Annotated in this window: 16 protein-coding genes; 10 read left to right on the forward strand and 6 right to left on the reverse strand. The window is 68.4% G+C overall.

Annotation, left to right across the window (positions count from 1 at the left end):
* Nucleotides 1-215: 215 nt before the first annotated feature.
* Both OHU74_RS29165 and OHU74_RS29170 read left to right on the forward strand, forming a co-directional pair.
* A complete protein-coding gene (locus tag OHU74_RS29165; RefSeq protein WP_371618616.1) occupies nt 216-1373 on the forward strand; it encodes a winged helix DNA-binding domain-containing protein in 1158 nt (385 codons plus the stop codon).
* A gap of 103 nt (nt 1374-1476) precedes the next feature.
* Nucleotides 1477-3018, forward strand: a complete 1542-nt coding sequence (locus tag OHU74_RS29170) for an AMP-binding protein (RefSeq protein WP_371618617.1) — start codon at nt 1477-1479, stop codon at nt 3016-3018.
* An 85-nt stretch (nt 3019-3103) separates the two neighbouring features.
* Here OHU74_RS29170 and OHU74_RS29175 read toward each other — a convergent pair whose 3' ends face one another.
* Together OHU74_RS29175 and OHU74_RS29180 are read right to left on the reverse strand one after the other, a co-directional pair.
* Entirely contained in the window at nt 3104-3592 is a 489-nt protein-coding gene (locus tag OHU74_RS29175; RefSeq protein ID WP_371618618.1) for a glutathione peroxidase, read from the reverse strand.
* Between the two features lie 41 nt (nt 3593-3633).
* A complete protein-coding gene (locus OHU74_RS29180; protein ID WP_371618619.1) occupies nt 3634-4002 on the reverse strand; it encodes a hypothetical protein in 369 nt (122 codons plus the stop codon).
* On the opposite strand from OHU74_RS29180, the gene OHU74_RS29185 reads away from it, so the two are divergent.
* Complete coding sequence (locus OHU74_RS29185; RefSeq protein ID WP_371618620.1) at nt 3968-4330, forward strand: hypothetical protein; 363 nt, start codon at nt 3968-3970, stop codon at nt 4328-4330. The two genes, OHU74_RS29180 and OHU74_RS29185, sit on opposite strands and share 35 nt — an antisense overlap.
* 306 nt (nt 4331-4636) lie before the next feature.
* Nucleotides 4637-6424, forward strand: coding sequence for a glyoxylate carboligase (gene gcl / locus OHU74_RS29190; protein ID WP_371618621.1), 1788 nt, complete (start codon nt 4637-4639; stop codon nt 6422-6424).
* A 159-nt stretch (nt 6425-6583) separates the two neighbouring features.
* On the opposite strand, the gene OHU74_RS29195 is transcribed toward gcl, so the two are convergent.
* From OHU74_RS29195 to OHU74_RS29210, 4 genes are all read right to left on the reverse strand, one after another.
* Nucleotides 6584-7090 (reverse strand): hypothetical protein, encoded by a 507-nt coding sequence (locus tag OHU74_RS29195; RefSeq protein ID WP_371618622.1) that lies wholly within the window; start codon nt 7088-7090, stop codon nt 6584-6586.
* 403 nt (nt 7091-7493) lie between these two features.
* The gene (locus tag OHU74_RS29200; RefSeq protein ID WP_330301122.1) at nt 7494-8951 is read right to left on the reverse strand and encodes a catalase; all 1458 of its coding nucleotides are present in this window, start codon (nt 8949-8951) and stop codon (nt 7494-7496) included.
* Between the two features lie 248 nt (nt 8952-9199).
* Nucleotides 9200-10090 carry a 2-hydroxy-3-oxopropionate reductase gene (locus OHU74_RS29205; RefSeq protein ID WP_371618623.1) on the reverse strand — a complete coding sequence of 297 codons (891 nt, stop codon included), beginning with the start codon at nt 10088-10090 and terminating at the stop codon, nt 9200-9202.
* Between the two features lie 74 nt (nt 10091-10164).
* Nucleotides 10165-10998 carry a TIM barrel protein gene (locus tag OHU74_RS29210; protein ID WP_330299341.1) on the reverse strand — a complete coding sequence of 278 codons (834 nt, stop codon included), beginning with the start codon at nt 10996-10998 and terminating at the stop codon, nt 10165-10167.
* Nucleotides 10999-11124: 126 nt separating this feature from the next.
* Between OHU74_RS29210 and OHU74_RS29215 the strand changes: the two genes are divergently transcribed.
* The 6 genes from OHU74_RS29215 to OHU74_RS29240 all read left to right on the forward strand — a co-directional run bounded on the left by OHU74_RS29215 (nt 11125) and on the right by OHU74_RS29240 (nt 15370).
* The gene (locus OHU74_RS29215) at nt 11125-11376 is read left to right on the forward strand and encodes a thiamine-binding protein (protein ID WP_371618624.1); all 252 of its coding nucleotides are present in this window, start codon (nt 11125-11127) and stop codon (nt 11374-11376) included.
* A complete protein-coding gene (locus OHU74_RS29220; RefSeq protein ID WP_371618625.1) occupies nt 11373-11771 on the forward strand; it encodes a helix-turn-helix domain-containing protein in 399 nt (132 codons plus the stop codon). The genes OHU74_RS29215 and OHU74_RS29220 overlap by 4 nt, the downstream gene beginning before the upstream one ends.
* A 152-nt stretch (nt 11772-11923) precedes the next feature.
* Nucleotides 11924-12439, forward strand: coding sequence for a 2-oxo-4-hydroxy-4-carboxy-5-ureidoimidazoline decarboxylase (gene uraD / locus OHU74_RS29225; protein WP_371618626.1), 516 nt, complete (start codon nt 11924-11926; stop codon nt 12437-12439).
* Nucleotides 12440-12447: 8 nt separating this feature from the next.
* On the forward strand, nt 12448-12837 hold the full coding sequence (gene uraH, locus OHU74_RS29230; RefSeq protein WP_371618627.1) for a hydroxyisourate hydrolase: 390 nt from the start codon (nt 12448-12450) through the stop codon (nt 12835-12837).
* A gap of 5 nt (nt 12838-12842) precedes the next feature.
* Nucleotides 12843-13766 carry a factor-independent urate hydroxylase gene (gene pucL / locus OHU74_RS29235; RefSeq protein ID WP_371618628.1) on the forward strand — a complete coding sequence of 308 codons (924 nt, stop codon included), beginning with the start codon at nt 12843-12845 and terminating at the stop codon, nt 13764-13766.
* Nucleotides 13767-13972: 206 nt separating this feature from the next.
* On the forward strand, nt 13973-15370 hold the full coding sequence (locus OHU74_RS29240; RefSeq protein WP_371618629.1) for an 8-oxoguanine deaminase: 1398 nt from the start codon (nt 13973-13975) through the stop codon (nt 15368-15370).
* Nucleotides 15371-15587 lie beyond the last annotated feature (217 nt).

Raw genomic sequence — 15587 nt, forward strand, 5'->3', positions numbered from 1 at the left:
CTTTGCGGGCAAGGGGCAGGATATAGCGCGGAATGGGGTGGTGTGGGTGCCCGTGGTGGGTGCCGGCGGTGGGTGCCGGTGGTGGGTGCTGGTGGTGGGTGCCGGTGGTGGGTGCTGGTGGTGGGCCTGTTGTGGGGGAGGGGTGTGGGCGGGGAGAGGTGATCGGTTTTGGGTTGCGGACAGAAGTTGTCCGCAAGGGCGGCTAGTTTGCTGTCATGGCCTCCACCTCCAGGACGACGCATCCCGTACTTGATACCCGTTCGCTGAACCGCGCCACGCTCGCGCGCCAGCTGCTCCTGAGCCGCGCCGAGATGCCGGCGCAGGATGCCGTCGCACACCTCCTCGGACTGCAGGCGCAGAACGTGAAGCCGCCGTACTTCCAGCTCCACGCCCGCCTCGCCGGATTCCGGCCCGCCGAGCTCGCCGGGCTCATGGAGTCCCGGGAAGTGCTCCGGATCGTCACCATGCGGTCCACCATCCACACCCACACGGCCCAGGACGCGCTGACGCTGCGGCCGCTCGTGCAGCCCGCCCGGGACCGGGAGGTCAACAACTTCCGCAAGGGCCTGGTCGGAGTCGACCTGGACAGGCTGGCCGGGCTCGCGCGGGATTTCGTGGAGGAAGAGCCCCGCACCATGGGAGAGATCCGCGAGGAGCTGCTCAAGGAGTGGCCCGATGCCGACCCGCAGTCGCTGTCCGTCGCCGCGCGCTGCCGACTGCCGCTCGTGCAGGTCACTCCGCGTGGGGTGTGGGGGAGGAGCGGGCAGGTGCGGCTCACCACCCTCGGCGTGTGGGTGGGTGCAGGGCCAGGGGTAGAGGTAGTAGAGGACGGGGTGGGTGATCGGACGGGTGCCGTCGACGATGCCGTCCTGCGCTATCTGGGCGCCTTCGGGCCCGCCTCCGTCAAGGACATGCAGACCTGGGCCGGTCTCACCCGGCTGCGCGAAGCGTTCGAGCGGTTGCGGCCCCGGCTGGTCGTCTTCCAGGACGAGAACGGCGTGGAGCTCTTCGATCTGCCCGAGGCGCCCCGCCCCGGGGCCGACGTGCCCGCGCCGCCGCGCTTCCTGCCGGAGTTCGACAACCTGCTCCTCTCCCACGCCGACCGGACCCGCGTGATCGCCCCCGAGCTCAAGGGGCGCACCTGGACGGTGAACCAGGCCCACTGCGTCCTCCTGCTCGACGGCTTCCTCGCCGGGCTCTGGAAGCTGGACGGGAACATCCTCACCGTCGAGCTGTTCGAGTCGTTCGGGTCGTCCTCCGGGGCGACGAAGGCCCGTACGGCGGAGATCGTCGCCGAAGGGGAGGTGCTCCTCGCCGCCATGGCCGAGGACGGTGCCGACGGGTCCGTCCGCTTCGGGTCAATCCACGGCTGACGCCGCTCTGGTGGCCCGGCCTCCGGACACGGCACGATGCACCGTGTGCCATGCATGCACCGGCGCCACGCGTACCTGTTCCGGACATAGGAGAGAGCAAGCAATGCGGATTCCCATGACCGTCACGGACTTCCTCGACCGGGCGGAGCTGGGGTTCTCCTCCAGCCCCGGCGTGGTCGACGAGCCCGATCAGCCCGCGGCGCCGGTGCCCGAGTCGACGTACGGGCGGCTGGGCGAGCGGGTCCGGGCCTGGCAGGCGGGGCTGGACGCGCTGGGCGTCGGCGAGGGCGAGCGCGTCGCGGTGGTCAGCCACAACTCCGCGCGGATGCTCGAGCTGCTGTTCGCGGTGCCGATGAGCGGCCGGATCTGCGTGCCGGTGAACTTCCGCCTCAAGCCCGAGGAGGTGGCGTACGTGGTCCAGCAGTCCGGTGCTTCGGTCCTGCTGGTGGACCCGGAGCTCGACGAGTCGCTCTCCGACGTCAAGGTGCGTCACCGCTTCGTCCTCGGCACTCAGACCGACACCGAGCTGATGCGCTTCGGCGTGGAGCCGCGCCCGTGGTCGCGGCCGGACGAGGACGCCACCGCGACGATCAACTACACCTCGGGAACCACGGCCCGACCCAAGGGCGTGCAGCTCACGCACCGCAACATCTGGGTGAACGGCCTGACCTTCGGCCTGCACACCCGCGTGTGGGAGCGCGACGTCTACATGCACACCCTGCCGATGTTCCACTGCAACGGCTGGGGCATGCCGTACGTCATGGCCGGCCTCGGCGTGAAGCAGGTCGTCCTGCGCAAGGTGGACGGGACGGAGATCCTGCGCCGCGTCGAGGAGCACGGGGTGACCCTGATGTGCGGCGCGCCCGCCGTGTGGAACACGGTGCTGGACGCGGCGGCGACCTGGGAGGGCGAGATCCCGGGCCGCGACCGGGTACGGATCGTCTGCGCGGGCGCCCCGCCGCCGACCAGGACCATCCAGCGGGTGGAGGAGGAGCTGGGCTGGGAATTCACCCAGATCTACGGCCTCACCGAGACCTCCCCGCTCCTGACCTTCAACCGGACCCGCCCGGCGGACGCGGACCTGCCGGCCGAGGAGCGTGCGCGCAAGCTGTCCCGTGCGGGCCTGCCCGCGCTCGGGGTCAAGCTGAAGGTCTCGGACTCCGGCGAGGTCCTGGCCCGTTCGAACGTGGTGCTCGACGGCTACTGGGACAAGCCGGAGGAGACCGGGGCGGCGCTGGAGGGGGACTGGTTCCACACCGGCGACGGCGGCACGGTCGACGGGGCCGACGGCCACCTGACGATCTCCGACCGGAAGAAGGACGTGATCATCACCGGCGGCGAGAACGTCTCGTCGATCGAGGTGGAGGACGCGATCTTCAGCCACCCGGCGGTGGCCGAGGTCGCCGTCATCGGCGTCCCGCACGAGAAGTGGGGCGAGACGATCAAGGCCCTGGTGGTCCTGGCCGAGGGGGCGACGGCCCAGGAGGCCGACATCATCGCCCACTGCAAGGAGCGCATGGCGGGTTACAAGGCACCGACGACGGTCGAGTTCCGCGATGCCATCCCGCGCACGGCCACGGGCAAGATCCAGAAGTTCAAGCTCCGCGACCCGTACTGGTCGGGCCGCGACCGGCAGGTGAACTGACCTCCCAGGCCGGAGCACGCCTTTTGGCCGGTACGGGGCTGCGCGCGCAGCCCCGTACGTACAGCCGGGCAGCCGCGGCCGGGAACTACGCCGGCAGCTGCGCCTCGATCGCCGCGACGACCTCCGGGGACTCGGGCTCGGTGCGCGGGCGGAAGCGGCCCACGACCTCGCCGGCCGGGGAGATCAGGAACTTCTCGAAGTTCCACGTGATGTCCCCGGCCTCGCCCTCGGCGTCCGGGGTCTTCACCAGCTCCTGGTAGAGCGGGTGCCGGTTCTCACCGTTGACCTCGGACTTCTCCAGCATCGGGAAGGTGACGCCGAAACCGGCCGCGCAGAAGGTCTGGATGTCCTCTGCGTTGCCCGGCTCCTGCCCGCCGAACTGGTTGCAGGGCACACCGATGACGGTGAAGCCCTTCTCCTGGTACTTGAACTGCAGCCGGGCCAGGCCCGAGTACTGGGGGGTGAGACCGCACTGCGAGGCGGTGTTCACGAGCAGGATCGCCTTGCCCTTGTACGCGGCGAGGCTGGTGGGCTCGTCGGACAGGGTGGTCAGCGGGATGTCGTACAGGCTCATCAAGCTCTCCTCGGCAGAAAGACGCGTAATACTCCCCGAGCCTAGGCCCCCGTACCGACGAGCTCGTCCGCCGGGTCGTTGACCGGCTGCGGCATGCCGGTGAGGTCCATGACGAACAGGGGTATCCCCAGGTCGTCCGCGCGGGCGCGCGCGTCTTCCGTATATCCGGCGAGCGCGAAGTACACGCTGGTCGCGGAGGCCGTGAGCCCGTTCAGCCAGACGCACTCCACCGCCCGCAGCCCGGCCGGCGCGGTGGTCGGGTCCACCTGGGCGACCAGGCCCGGGGCCCGCAGGTCCACCGCCGCCGACGGAATGGGCCGGCCGTCGGGCTGGCGCACGTCCTGGAAGCCGAGCCAGCGCAGGTACAGCGCGGCCGTGGCCACCGCGTCCCGGGCCGTACGGATGGTCACCGGGCGGAACGCGGGGCGGGGCGCCACGGGCGCACCCGACGGCGCGGTGGGGCCCGGGGCGGACTCAGTGGGCTCGGCGGCCCGGGCCCGGGCGGGCTGGGCGGACTCGGCGCCCGGCACGTGGACCGCAATCGCCACCACCGTCCCGCACGACCCGCACCCCACCTCCGGATGCGGCCACTCGCTCTCCCGCCCGCAGGCCGCGCACCGCACCGACACCCAGCCGTCCGACCAGGTGCGATGCGTCAGCTCCCGGGGCGGCGACGACAGGTCCAGCGGCGGGGTGACCGGGCTCCCGCAGGCGCAGGGGAACACCGGCACCGTGTAGTCGTTCTCGCGCAGGCACGCCGGGCAGCGCACTGGTACCGCATCCGCCATGAGACCTGATCCCCCTCCGTCGCTGTGCGTAGCCCCATGCTCCACCACCTGCCACCACCGGGGCGGGCAGACCCCCGATTTTCGGCCGAGCCCTGGGTTTTCGTACAACTCACCGACCAAGACGCGGCTTTTGGTGGGTTCCGGGCTGCCTTCCCGTCTTGACGTGCGCGGGGCCGACGCTTAGCTTGTTCCGTATAGCAGAACAAAACTTCCGGATTACGGAAAAGCCTGACCGCCAGACCCGCAGGAGAACTCGATGCCTCGTATGACAGCCGCCGCCGCTGCAGTGGAGATCCTCAAGCGTGAGGGCGTTTCGCAAGCGTTCGGCGTGCCCGGCGCTGCGATCAACCCGTTCTACCGCGAGCTCAAGAACGTGGGTGGCATCGGCCACACCCTCGCTCGCCACGTCGAGGGCGCCTCGCACATGGCCGAGGGCTACACCCGCACGGCCCCGGGTAACATCGGCGTCTGCATCGGTACCTCCGGCCCCGCCGGCACCGACATGATCACCGGCCTGTACTCGGCCATCGCGGACTCGATCCCGATCCTGTGCATCACCGGTCAGGCCCCGGTCGCCAAGCTCCACAAGGAAGACTTCCAGGCCGTCGACATCGCGTCGATCGCCAAGCCGGTCACCAAGAAGGCGACCACCGTCCTGGAGGCCGCGCAGGTCCCGGGCGTGTTCCAGGAGGCCTTCTACCTGATGCGCTCCGGCCGTCCCGGCCCGGTCCTCATCGACCTGCCGATCGACGTCCAGCTGACCGAGATCGAGTTCGACCCCGACCTGTACGAGCCGCTGGCCGTCCACAAGCCGGCCGTGACCCGCAAGCAGGCCGAGAAGGCCATCTCGCTCCTGCTGGAGTCCGAGCGCCCGCTGATCGTCGCCGGTGGCGGCATCATCAACGCCGACGCCTCCGACCTGCTGGTCGAGTTCGCCGAGCTGGTCGGCGTTCCGGTCATCTCCACCCTCATGGGCTGGGGCGTCATCCCGGACGACCACGAGCTCGCCGCCGGCATGGTCGGTGTCCAGACCTCGCACCGCTACGGCAACGCGACGTTCCTGGAGTCGGACTACGTCCTGGGCATCGGCAACCGCTGGGCCAACCGTCACACCGGTTACAACCTGGACGCGTACCTGGGCGACCGCAAGTTCGTCCACGTCGACATCGAGCCCACCCAGATCGGCAAGATCTTCGCCCCGGACCTGGGCATCGTCTCCGACGCCAAGGCCGCGCTGATCACCTTCATCGAGGTCGCCAAGGAGCTCAAGGCCGCGGGCAAGCTGCCCGACTACAGCGCCTGGGTCGCCTCGCACCTGGAGCGCAAGGGCTCGCTGCAGCGCCGTACGCACTTCGACAACATCCCCATGAAGCCGCAGCGCGTCTACGAGGAGATGAACAAGGCCTTCGGCCCGGAGACCCGCTACGTCACCACCATCGGTCTGTCCCAGATCGCCGGTGCGCAGATGCTGCACGTCTTCAAGCCGCGCCACTGGATCAACTGCGGCCAGGCCGGCCCGCTCGGCTGGACCATCCCGGCCGCGCTGGGTGTCGCCAAGGCCGACCCGACGACCCCGGTCGTCGCGCTCTCCGGTGACTACGACTTCCAGTTCATGCTCGAAGAGCTGGCCGTCGGTGCGCAGCACAAGATCCCGTACGTCCACGTCCTCGTGAACAACGCCTACCTGGGTCTGATCCGTCAGGCGCAGGGTGGTCTCGGCATCAACTTCGAGGTCAACCTCGAGTTCGAGAACATCAACGCCCCCGAGCTGGGTGTCTACGGCGTCGACCACGTCAAGGTCGTCGAGGGTCTGGGCTGCAAGGCCATCCGCGTGACGGACCCGAACGAGCTGGGTGCCGCCCTCGAGGAGGCCAAGAAGCTGGCCGCCGAGTACAGCGTCCCGGTCGTCGTCGAGGCCATCCTGGAGCGCGTCACCAACATCTCGATGAGCAAGACGGTCGACATGAGCGACGTCACCGAGTTCGAAGAGCTGGCGACCGAGCCGGGCCACGCCCCGACCGCGATCCGCCCGATCTCTGCCTAGTCCGCCTGGTTCCACAAAGCTGGTCTAGCACCACGAAACGGCCCCCGTCCCTCCTCCAGGAGGAACGGGGGCCGTTTCGCGTGCCCTACGGGTCCCAGGTCCCGGGACCGTCCCGCGGGGCGGAACGCTCCCGCCCGGCTCCGGCCACCGGTCCCGCGCTCACGGTGCCCAGCGGGCCGGCTCCCGGCGGGTCGCCGCGGTGTCGGGATGGTCGGGCCCGAGCACCCTCACCTGCTCGTTCAGCAGCGCCCCGTAGGCCACGGCGGCTCCGGCCGGGTCGCCGGACTCGCCCCTCCAGTGCGCGACGCGCTCGCGGGCGCCGTGGAGGGCGGAGGACTCCGGCCCCTGGCGGCGCGCGGCCCGGTCCGGGACAGGCGCCGTGCGGTACGCCTCCAGGTGCTGCCGGGCGGCAGAGCTGGTGAGGGCGGCCGCGGGCGTGCCCTCGGGGGAGTAGGGCGGCCAGTTCCAGCAGGGGACGAGCCAGCCCGGCCGGCGCCATCCGGTCGGCCCGCTCCAGCGAAGGCTGCCACACCTCGTGCACGCCGAAAGGCCGGCCGTCCGGCAGCGCGCCGGGACCGGGCACGAGCTCGGCGAGCGTCCTGCCGCCCTGTCCCCGCGCCCGAACCGTTCCACCACACACCCGGACATGACAAAGAGCCGAGTCACGGGACCGTCCGTGACTCGGCTCTCTGGCTTGGTACCGCCCGACGGTACGAGGCTGGCGCGACAGGACGTTCGCACCACCGGGCGGAGAAGGTGGGGGAGGTTGTCCCCTATATACACAGGGGGCTCTGTGCGTGGCCCCTGTGTACATGAGGAGGAGTTGGCTGGGACCGTGGCGGGCGGGCGACGAGAACTCCGGCTTCGTCTCCCTCAGGTCAAGAGACGGGCCTCGGAACCCATTACCACCGCACTGGCTCGCTCGCTCGCCACGGTCCCCACGCGGCGCCAGCCGCAAGGGCTGGCGCAGTCTGCCCTCACCGCGTACCACCCCTCATCCGGGTCCGCAGTGTGGGCTCGTCACCCGGAGCCTGACCTCCCGTCAGGCCCCCGGTGAAGCTTTTTCGGCTCAGGCGTCGCGCAGGGCGCGAACGGCCTCCTCGACGCGCTTGCCGTAGTCGGCGTCCGCGGCGTGGAAGTGAGCCAGGTTCTTCTCGATGACGTCCTCGATGGTGACCTGGGACAGGCCGCCGGCGATGTTCGCCACCAGACGCTGCTTCTCGGCCTCGGACATCAGGCGGTAGAGCTCACCGGCCTGGAAGAAGTGGTCGTCCTTGGTGTGCAGCGGAGCCTCATGGGTGCCCGTGTAGCCGGAGACGGCCTTCGGGGCGCCCAGCGCCAGGCCGGTCTCGGCCGGACCCTGGTACGAGTTGGGCTCGTAGTTCTTGTCGTGGCGCGAGCCGTTGCGCAGCGCCATGACGCCGTCGCGGCCGTAGTTGTCGGCCTTGGTCGCCTTCGGGGCGTTGACCGGCAGCAGGGTGTGGTTCACACCGAGGCGGTAGCGCTGGGCGTCGGCGTACGCGAACAGACGGCCCTGGAGCATCTTGTCCGGCGAGGCGGTGATGCCCGGGACGAAGTTGTTCGGGGAGAACGCGGACTGCTCGACCTCGGCGAAGACGTTGTCGGGGTTCTTGTCCAGGACAAGACGGCCGACGCGCTGCAGCGGGTAGTCGCTGTGCGGCCACACCTTGGTGATGTCGAACGGGTTGAAGCGGTAGTCCGCGGCCTCGGCGGCGGGCATGATCTGGACGTAGAGGGTCCAGCTCGGGTTCACACCGCGCTCGATCGCCTGGAGCAGGTCGGTCTGGTGCGAGTTGCCGTCCTTGCCGACGAGCTCGGCGGCCTGGTCACCGGAGAGGCAGCGGATGCCCTGGTTCGTCTTGAAGTGGTACTTGACGAAGAAGGCCTCGCCCTGCTCGTTGGTCCACTGGTACGTGTGGGAGCCGTAGCCGTTCATGTGACGGTACGACGCCGGGATACCGCGGTCACCCATGAGCCAGGTGATCTGGTGCGTCGCCTCGGGGGCGTGCGCCCAGAAGTCCCAGACGTTGTCCGGCTCCTGCTTGCCCGTGAAGGGGTCGCGCTTCTGGGAGTGGATGAAGTCGGGGAACTTGATCGGGTCCTTGATGAAGAACACCGGGGTGTTGTTGCCGACGAGGTCGTAGTTGCCCTCTTCGGTGTAGAACTTCAGCGCGAAGCCGCGCGGGTCGCGGACAGCGTCCGAGCCACCCAGCGAGTCGGCCACGGTGGAGAACCGCAGGAAGGTCTCGGTCTTCTTGCCGACCGTGTTCAGGAACGCGGCGCTGGTGTACGCGGTGACGTCGTCGGTCACCTCGAAGTGGCCGTACGCGGCGGAGCCGCGGGCGTGCACCACACGCTCCGGGATGCGCTCACGGTTGAAGCGGGCAAGCTTCTCGAGGAGCTGCTGGTCCTGGACCAGGATGGGGCCACCGACGCCGGCGGTAGCGGAGTTCTGGTTGTCGGCGACCGGGGCGCCAGACTCGGTCGTCAGCGTGCGCTTCGACATGGTGACCTTCCGTACGGGGACTGCTGACGGAATTCGTCTTCCGTCATGCGGAACAGCCTAATTTCGGCATGAACTCGACGTCAACAGTTTGTTGAAAAGAAAGATGGCGGGAGAGGTAATCCGGACGGTGCCGGCGCTTGGGCGCGACAGGACAGGTGTCAGCACCGGCACCATCCGGAAACTCAGGTCCCCCGGAGGGGAGTCCCCCGAAGGGGAGTGGAGCTACGGCCCGCAAGCGGGCCGCGGGCTCAGATCTGGGCGCCGGAGAGGCGCTCGACCGCGCGGAGCAGCGCGGAGTGGTCCAGGCCACCGTCACCCTGGGCGCGCAGCGAGGCGACCAGCTGGGCGACGACAGCGCCGACCGGGAGGGCCGCACCCACGTTGCGGGCGGCGTCGGTGACGATGCCCATGTCCTTGTGGTGCAGGTCGATCCGGAAACCGGGCTTGAAGTCGCGGTTCAGGAAGTTGGCCTTCTTGCGGGTCAGGACCGTGGAGCCGGCCAGACCGCCGTTGAGGACGTCCAGAGCGGCTTCGAGGTTCACGCCCGACTTCTCGAGGAAGACGACGGCCTCGGCGCACGCCTGGATGTTCACCGCGACGATGAGCTGGTTGGCAGCCTTCACCGTCTGGCCGGAGCCGTGCGGGCCGCACAGGACGATGACCTTGCCGAGGGCCTCGAGGATCGGGAGGGCCTCGTCGAAGTCGGCCTGCTCGCCACCCACCATGATCGACAGGACGGCCTCGATGGCACCGGCCTCGCCACCGGACACCGGGGCGTCGATGACGCGGATGCCCTTGGCGGCGGCGTTCTTCGCCAGGTCGATCGAGGTCTGCGGGGTGATCGACGACATGTCGATGATCAGCGCGCCGGACTTGGCGTTCTCGAGGATGCCGTTCTCGCCGTAGGAGATGGCCTCGACCTGCGGGGACGCGGGCACCATCGTGATGATGACGTCGGCGTCGGCCACGGCCTCGGCGATCGAACCGGCGGCGCCGCCACCGGCCGCGGCCAGGCGGTCCAGCTTGTCCTGCTCCAGCGTGAAGCCGGTGACCGAGTAGCCGGCCTTCAGGAGGTTCTCGGCCATGGGGGAGCCCATGATGCCGAGACCGATCCACGCGATCTTGGGGAGGTTGCTCATGATGAGGGTCCTTCTCTTAATGCTTTGTACGAAAAGTTCGTGTGGTGCCTGGCTGTTCGCCCGGACTTTTCCGCTTACTTCGCGGCGCGGGCCTCGGCCGGCAGGAACGCGAAGGAGGCGGCGGCGTCTGCGGCCTTGTACTCAAGACCGACATAACCGTTGTAACCGGCCTTCTGGAGCTGGTCGAGCAGCTCTTCGAGAGGCAGGTCGCCGGTGCCGGGGGCACCTCGTCCCGGCTTGTCCGCAATCTGGACGTGCCCGGTCTTGGCGGCGTACTTTTCGATGACCTCGGAGAGGTCCTCATCGTTCATCGCCAGGTGGTACAGGTCGAGCAGGAACTTGGCGTTGCCGAGGCCGGTGGCCTCGTTCACCTTGTCCACTACCTCGATGCCGGCCGGGGCGCTCACCAGGGGGTAGAGCGGCGACTCGGGCTTGTTCAGGGTCTCGATCAGGAGGATCGCGCCGACGCGGTCCGCGGCCTGAGCCGCCACGACCAGGTTCTTCAGGGCGAGCTCATCCTGAACGGCCGGGTCCACACCCTCGACGCGGTTGCCGTAGAGGGCGTTCAGCGCCTTGCAGCCGACCGAGGCGGCGAAGTCCGCCGCCACGTTGATGTTGGCGTTGAAGCGCTCCGACTCCTCACCGGGAACCGAAACCGCACCGCGGTCCGGACCCGGCAGCTGGCCGGCGTAGAAGTTCAGGCCCACCAGCTGGGTCCCGGCGTCCTCAAGAGCCTTCTTGAGAGCGTCGAGCTCCTCCTGTGCGGGGGTGGGGGTCTCGATCCAGGGCCACCACAGCTCGACCGCCGTGAAGCCCGCTGCGGCGGCAGCCGCGGGACGCTCCAGGAGCGGGAGTTCCGTGAAGAGGATCGAAAGATTTACATCGAAGCGCTGGTCCGTGTATCCCATGAGGGGTGTGCGCTCCTTCCGTATTGCGGAAGTTAGTTTCTGCCTGATGGAAGACTGCAAGCCCGGTGTCTCACTTGTCAAGTACCGACTGCCGAAAAGTCCGGACTGCCGGGTAGCTTGAGCGACGTGCGATTGAGAGTGGAGTTCACGACCGAGCCCTTCGATCTTGAAGAGGCCCCTGCCCATGCCGTGGCCGCTCGCGAGGTCATCCAGAAGGCCCAACTGGACGCGGTGGATGTCGGCCCGTTCGGCAACACGGCCGAGGGGGAGACCGACGAGGTGCTGACCGCGGTCACCGCGCTGCTGCGCGACGCGCTGGCGGCCGGAGCGACGCGCGTCTCGCTCCAGGTCAACGTGATCGGGGAGGAGACCCCATGACCGAGCCCCGTGATCACCCGTTCGTCGCGGCGATCAAGCCGCTGGTGGACGCGATGGGCGGGGAGCTGATGGATCCCGCCCTGGCCCAGCCCGACGACGTCGTGCTCGCCTGGGAGGGCGAGGACCTGCTGGCCGTACGGCTTCCGCAGCTCTCGGACTCGCTGGATCACATCCTGGCGGCGCTGGAGCGCCGGCACGGCGTACCGTTGTCCCAGCTCGACCGGAAGACCAAGCAGGACACCGTACGGATACTCGAGGCGCGCGGCGCTTTTTCCGTCCGGCACGGCGTGGAGACGGTCGCGGGAGCCCTGGGGGTCAGCCGGTTCACGGTGTACAACTATTTGAACCGGGACTCGAATGCTCCCAAAGGACCCAACAAGACGAACCAAACGTGAAGCCGACCTGACTCAGAGTGACGAGCCGCCGCCCAATTCACCCGGGCGGCGGCTTTTGTGTACGGGAAGTTTCAACAAAGTGTTGACGCCGTGTTGTCGAGGGCGTTAGCTATGCCCAGCCCGTCAAAGCAACAAGGCCACGGAGGCCTACCGTGACTTCGAGTCCGACCCCGGGTCTCACCCGGTTCAACACCTTGGACGACAGCGCGGCCACGGCCGAGCTCCACGAGGTGTGCGCCAGTTCGGCATGGGGGAGCAAGCTGCTCGCCCAGCGCCCCTTCACCAGCGTCGAAACCCTGTTCTCCGCGAACGAGGCGGCCATGGCCGAGCTCACCGCCGAGGACCTGGCCGAGGCCATGGGAGGCCACGCGCCGATCGGCCGCCCGAAGCCGGGAGACCCGACCTCCGCCCGCGAGCAGCGTGGCATGGCCGGTGCCTCGGAGGAGCTCAAGAACGAGCTCCTCGAACTGAACCTGGCCTACCAGGACAAGTTCGGCCACGTCTTCCTCATCTGCGCCACCGGTGCGACCGGTGAGTTCATGCGGGACGCGGTCAAGGTCCGGATCGAGAACTCGCCGGAACAGGAGCGGGAAATCGCTCGTGGCGAGCTCGTCAAGATCAACCGGATTCGCCTGACCCGTCTCGTGGAATCCGTAGAAGGAGAGTAAGACCGAGCATGAGCACTGAGACCACCGCGTCGGTGTCCACGCACATCCTGGACACCAGCATCGGAAAGCCCGCCGAAGGCGTCGCGATCTCCCTGTCGGCCCGTAAGGGTCTCGACGGCGAGTGGGCGGCCCTGGGCGGCTCCGCCACCGATGTGGACGGGCGCTGCAAGGACCTGCCGGCCCTGCCGGAAGGCACCACCCACGTACGTCTCGACTTCGAGACCGAGACGTACTTTTCCAAGAAGCAAGCCGAGGCGCAGCAGGACGCCCCCCGCGTAAGGGACAGCGGTGCGTTTTTCCCGGAGGTCACCATCACCTTTGCGGTGAACCCGGGCGAGCACTATCACGTACCGCTGCTGCTCAACCCGTTCGGCTACTCCGTTTACCGAGGGAGCTAGCAGACATGCCCACGATTCTCGGCCAGAACCAGTACGGCAAAGCAGAGAACCGCGTAGTCAAGATCACGCGGGATGGCGACACCCACCACATCAAGGACCTGAACGTCTCGGTCGCCCTTTCGGGTGACATGGACGACGTCCACTACTCCGGCTCGAACGCCAACTGCCTGCCGACGGACACCACCAAGAACACGGTGTACGCCTTCGCCAAGGAGTACGGCATCGAGTCCGCCGAGCAGTTCGGCATCCACCTGGCGCGTTGGTTCGTCAACAGCCAGGAGCCGATCCACAGGGCGCGCATCCGGATCGAGGAGTACTCCTGGTCCCGGATCGCCACCTCGGACGCCAACTCCAAGTTCATCGGCTCCGACGAGGTGAACCACTCGTTCGTCCGCAACGGCGGCGAGACCCGGGTCACGCAGATCACGTACGACGGCAAGAACTGGGAGGTCATCTCCGGCCTCAAGGACCTCGTCGTCATGAACTCCACGAACTCCGAGTTCTGGGGTTACGTGAAGGACAAGTACACGACCCTGAAGGAAGCGTACGACCGCATCCTCGCCACCCAGGTGTCGGCCCGCTGGCGCTTCAGCTGGTCGGACGACGACCAGCGGATGCCCAACTGGGAGAAGTCCTACGCCGAGACCCGCAAGCACATGCTGCAGGCCTTCGCGGAGACCTACTCCCTGTCGCTGCAGCAGACCCTGTACCAGATGGGTTCGCGCATCATCAACCACCGTTCGGAGATCGACGAGGTCCGCTTCTCGCTCCCGAACAAGCACCACTTCCTCGTCGACCTCGAGCCCTTCGGTCTCAAGAACGACAACGAGGTCTACTTCGCCGCGGACCGCCCGTACGGTCTGATCGAAGCGACGGTTCTCCGCGACGGCGTCGACGCCCGTATCCCCGTGGACATGACCAACCTCTGATGTGGCACGCGCGTCCCGGGGCTCCGCAGTGGCCCCGGGACGGTGCATCACCCGGCCCGTCAGACATCCACACTTCGTGAATCTCGGCACCCGGAAGCAACACATGGGGCGGCAGTACTGTCAGCTGCCAAGGCCCCCGGCTCCGGCACTCAAATCCCCAGGGTTTTGCCGTGCCCGTACCGCCACTGAAAGCACGAGGAAGTCCCATGACAGCATCGGCAGCCCGTGACAGCGCTGTAGAGCGCATCGTCATCGAAAACTGTGCGATTGCAACCGTCGACGCCAACGACACCGAGTACGCCTCGGGCCATGTCGTAGTCGCCGGTAACAGGATCGAGGCCATCGGTGCGGGCAGGGCCCCCGAGAACCTCGTCAACGTAGTCCGTCGCATCGATGGCACCGGACACCTCGTGACCCCCGGTCTGGTCAACACGCACCACCACTTCTACCAGTGGATCACGCGTGGTCTGGCCACCGACCACAACCTCTTCAACTGGCTCGTCGCGCTGTACCCGACGTGGGCGCGCATCGACGAGCAGATGACGTACACGGCGGCCCAGGGCTCCCTGGCGATGATGGCCAAGGGCGGCGTCACCACCGCCATGGACCACCACTACGTCTTCCCCAAGGGCTCCGGCGACCTCTCCGGGTCGATCATCCGCGCCGCGTCCGAGATGGGCGTCCGCTTCACCCTCGCCCGCGGTTCCATGGACCGCAGCGTGAAGGACGGCGGCCTGCCGCCGGACCACGCGGTCGAGACCCTCGAAGGCGCGCTCGCCGACACCGAGGCGACCGTCAAGAAGCACCACGACTACTCCTTCGACGCGATGACCCAGGTCGCCGTCGCCCCGTGCTCCCCCTTCTCGGTCTCCACCGAGCTGCTGAAGCAGGGCGCCGAGCTGGCCCGCCGCCTCGGTGTGCGCATGCACACGCACGGCAGCGAGACCGTCGAGGAAGAGCAGTTCTGCAAGGAACTGTTCGGCATGGGCCCGACCGACTACTTCGAGTCGACCGGCTGGCTCGGCGAGGACGTGTGGATGGCGCACAGCGTCCACATGAACGACTCCGACATCGCCGCGTTCGCCCGTACCAGGACCGGTGTCGCGCACTGCCCGTCCTCCAACGCCCGTCTGGCCGCCGGCATCGCCCGCGTCCCGGACATGCTCGCCGCCGGCGTCCCGGTCGGCCTCGGCGTGGACGGCACCGCCTCCAACGAGTCGGGCGAGCTGCACACCGAGCTGCGCAACGCGCTGCTGATCAACCGTCTGAACCCGGTCCACCGCGAGCGCGCCCTCAACGCGCGCCAGGCCCTGCGCCTCGGTACGTACGGTGGCGCCCAGGTCCTCGGCCGCGCCGACAACATCGGCTCGCTCGAGGTCGGCAAGTGCGCCGACCTGGTGATGTGGAACCTGAGCACGCTGGCCCACTCCTCCATCGCCGACCCGGTCACCGCCCTGGTCTTCGGCGCTGCCGCTCCCGTGACCCTCTCGCTGGTCAACGGCAAGCAGATCGTCGAGAACAACCGTCTTCTCTTCGCCGACGAGGACGCGATCGCCGTGTCCACCCGGGAAGAGGCCCAGCGCCTCGCGCGACTGCATTCTTAGCGATCCGGCCGCGCAGGCCTGATCCCACGGAGTCCGGACGCGGGGGACGGCCCTCGTCCGGCGGCCGTGGACCCGAGCGGGGTCCGCGGCAGCCGTTCCCGGGTAGCGCCTGAGGATTTTTCCGAAGGCGCCCCCGGGGGCGGTGACTCGTGACACTTGCTCCGCAGCTCGTGAACCGCGCCACTGCCACGGCACCGCCAGCTCAAATTCCGTACCC

This window comes from Streptomyces sp. NBC_00454, assembly GCF_041434015.1.
GTDB lineage: Bacteria > Actinomycetota > Actinomycetes > Streptomycetales > Streptomycetaceae > Streptomyces.

Excerpts from the sequence above, each read along its gene's own strand:
- gcl (WP_371618621.1), top strand. The coding sequence starts at position 4,637 with ATGCCTCGTATGACAGCCGCCGCCGCTGCAGTGGAGATCCTCAAGCGT.
- OHU74_RS29210 (WP_330299341.1), bottom strand. The coding sequence starts at position 10,998 with ATGGGATACACGGACCAGCGCTTCGATGTAAATCTTTCGATCCTCTTC.
- OHU74_RS29240 (WP_371618629.1), top strand. The coding sequence starts at position 13,973 with ATGACAGCATCGGCAGCCCGTGACAGCGCTGTAGAGCGCATCGTCATC.
- OHU74_RS29200 (WP_330301122.1), bottom strand. The coding sequence starts at position 8,951 with ATGTCGAAGCGCACGCTGACGACCGAGTCTGGCGCCCCGGTCGCCGAC.
- OHU74_RS29205 (WP_371618623.1), bottom strand. The coding sequence starts at position 10,090 with ATGAGCAACCTCCCCAAGATCGCGTGGATCGGTCTCGGCATCATGGGC.
- uraH (WP_371618627.1), top strand. The coding sequence starts at position 12,448 with ATGAGCACTGAGACCACCGCGTCGGTGTCCACGCACATCCTGGACACC.
- OHU74_RS29170 (WP_371618617.1), top strand. The coding sequence starts at position 1,477 with ATGCGGATTCCCATGACCGTCACGGACTTCCTCGACCGGGCGGAGCTG.
- pucL (WP_371618628.1), top strand. The coding sequence starts at position 12,843 with ATGCCCACGATTCTCGGCCAGAACCAGTACGGCAAAGCAGAGAACCGC.
- OHU74_RS29165 (WP_371618616.1), top strand. The coding sequence starts at position 216 with ATGGCCTCCACCTCCAGGACGACGCATCCCGTACTTGATACCCGTTCG.
- OHU74_RS29175 (WP_371618618.1), bottom strand. The coding sequence starts at position 3,592 with ATGAGCCTGTACGACATCCCGCTGACCACCCTGTCCGACGAGCCCACC.
- OHU74_RS29220 (WP_371618625.1), top strand. The coding sequence starts at position 11,373 with ATGACCGAGCCCCGTGATCACCCGTTCGTCGCGGCGATCAAGCCGCTG.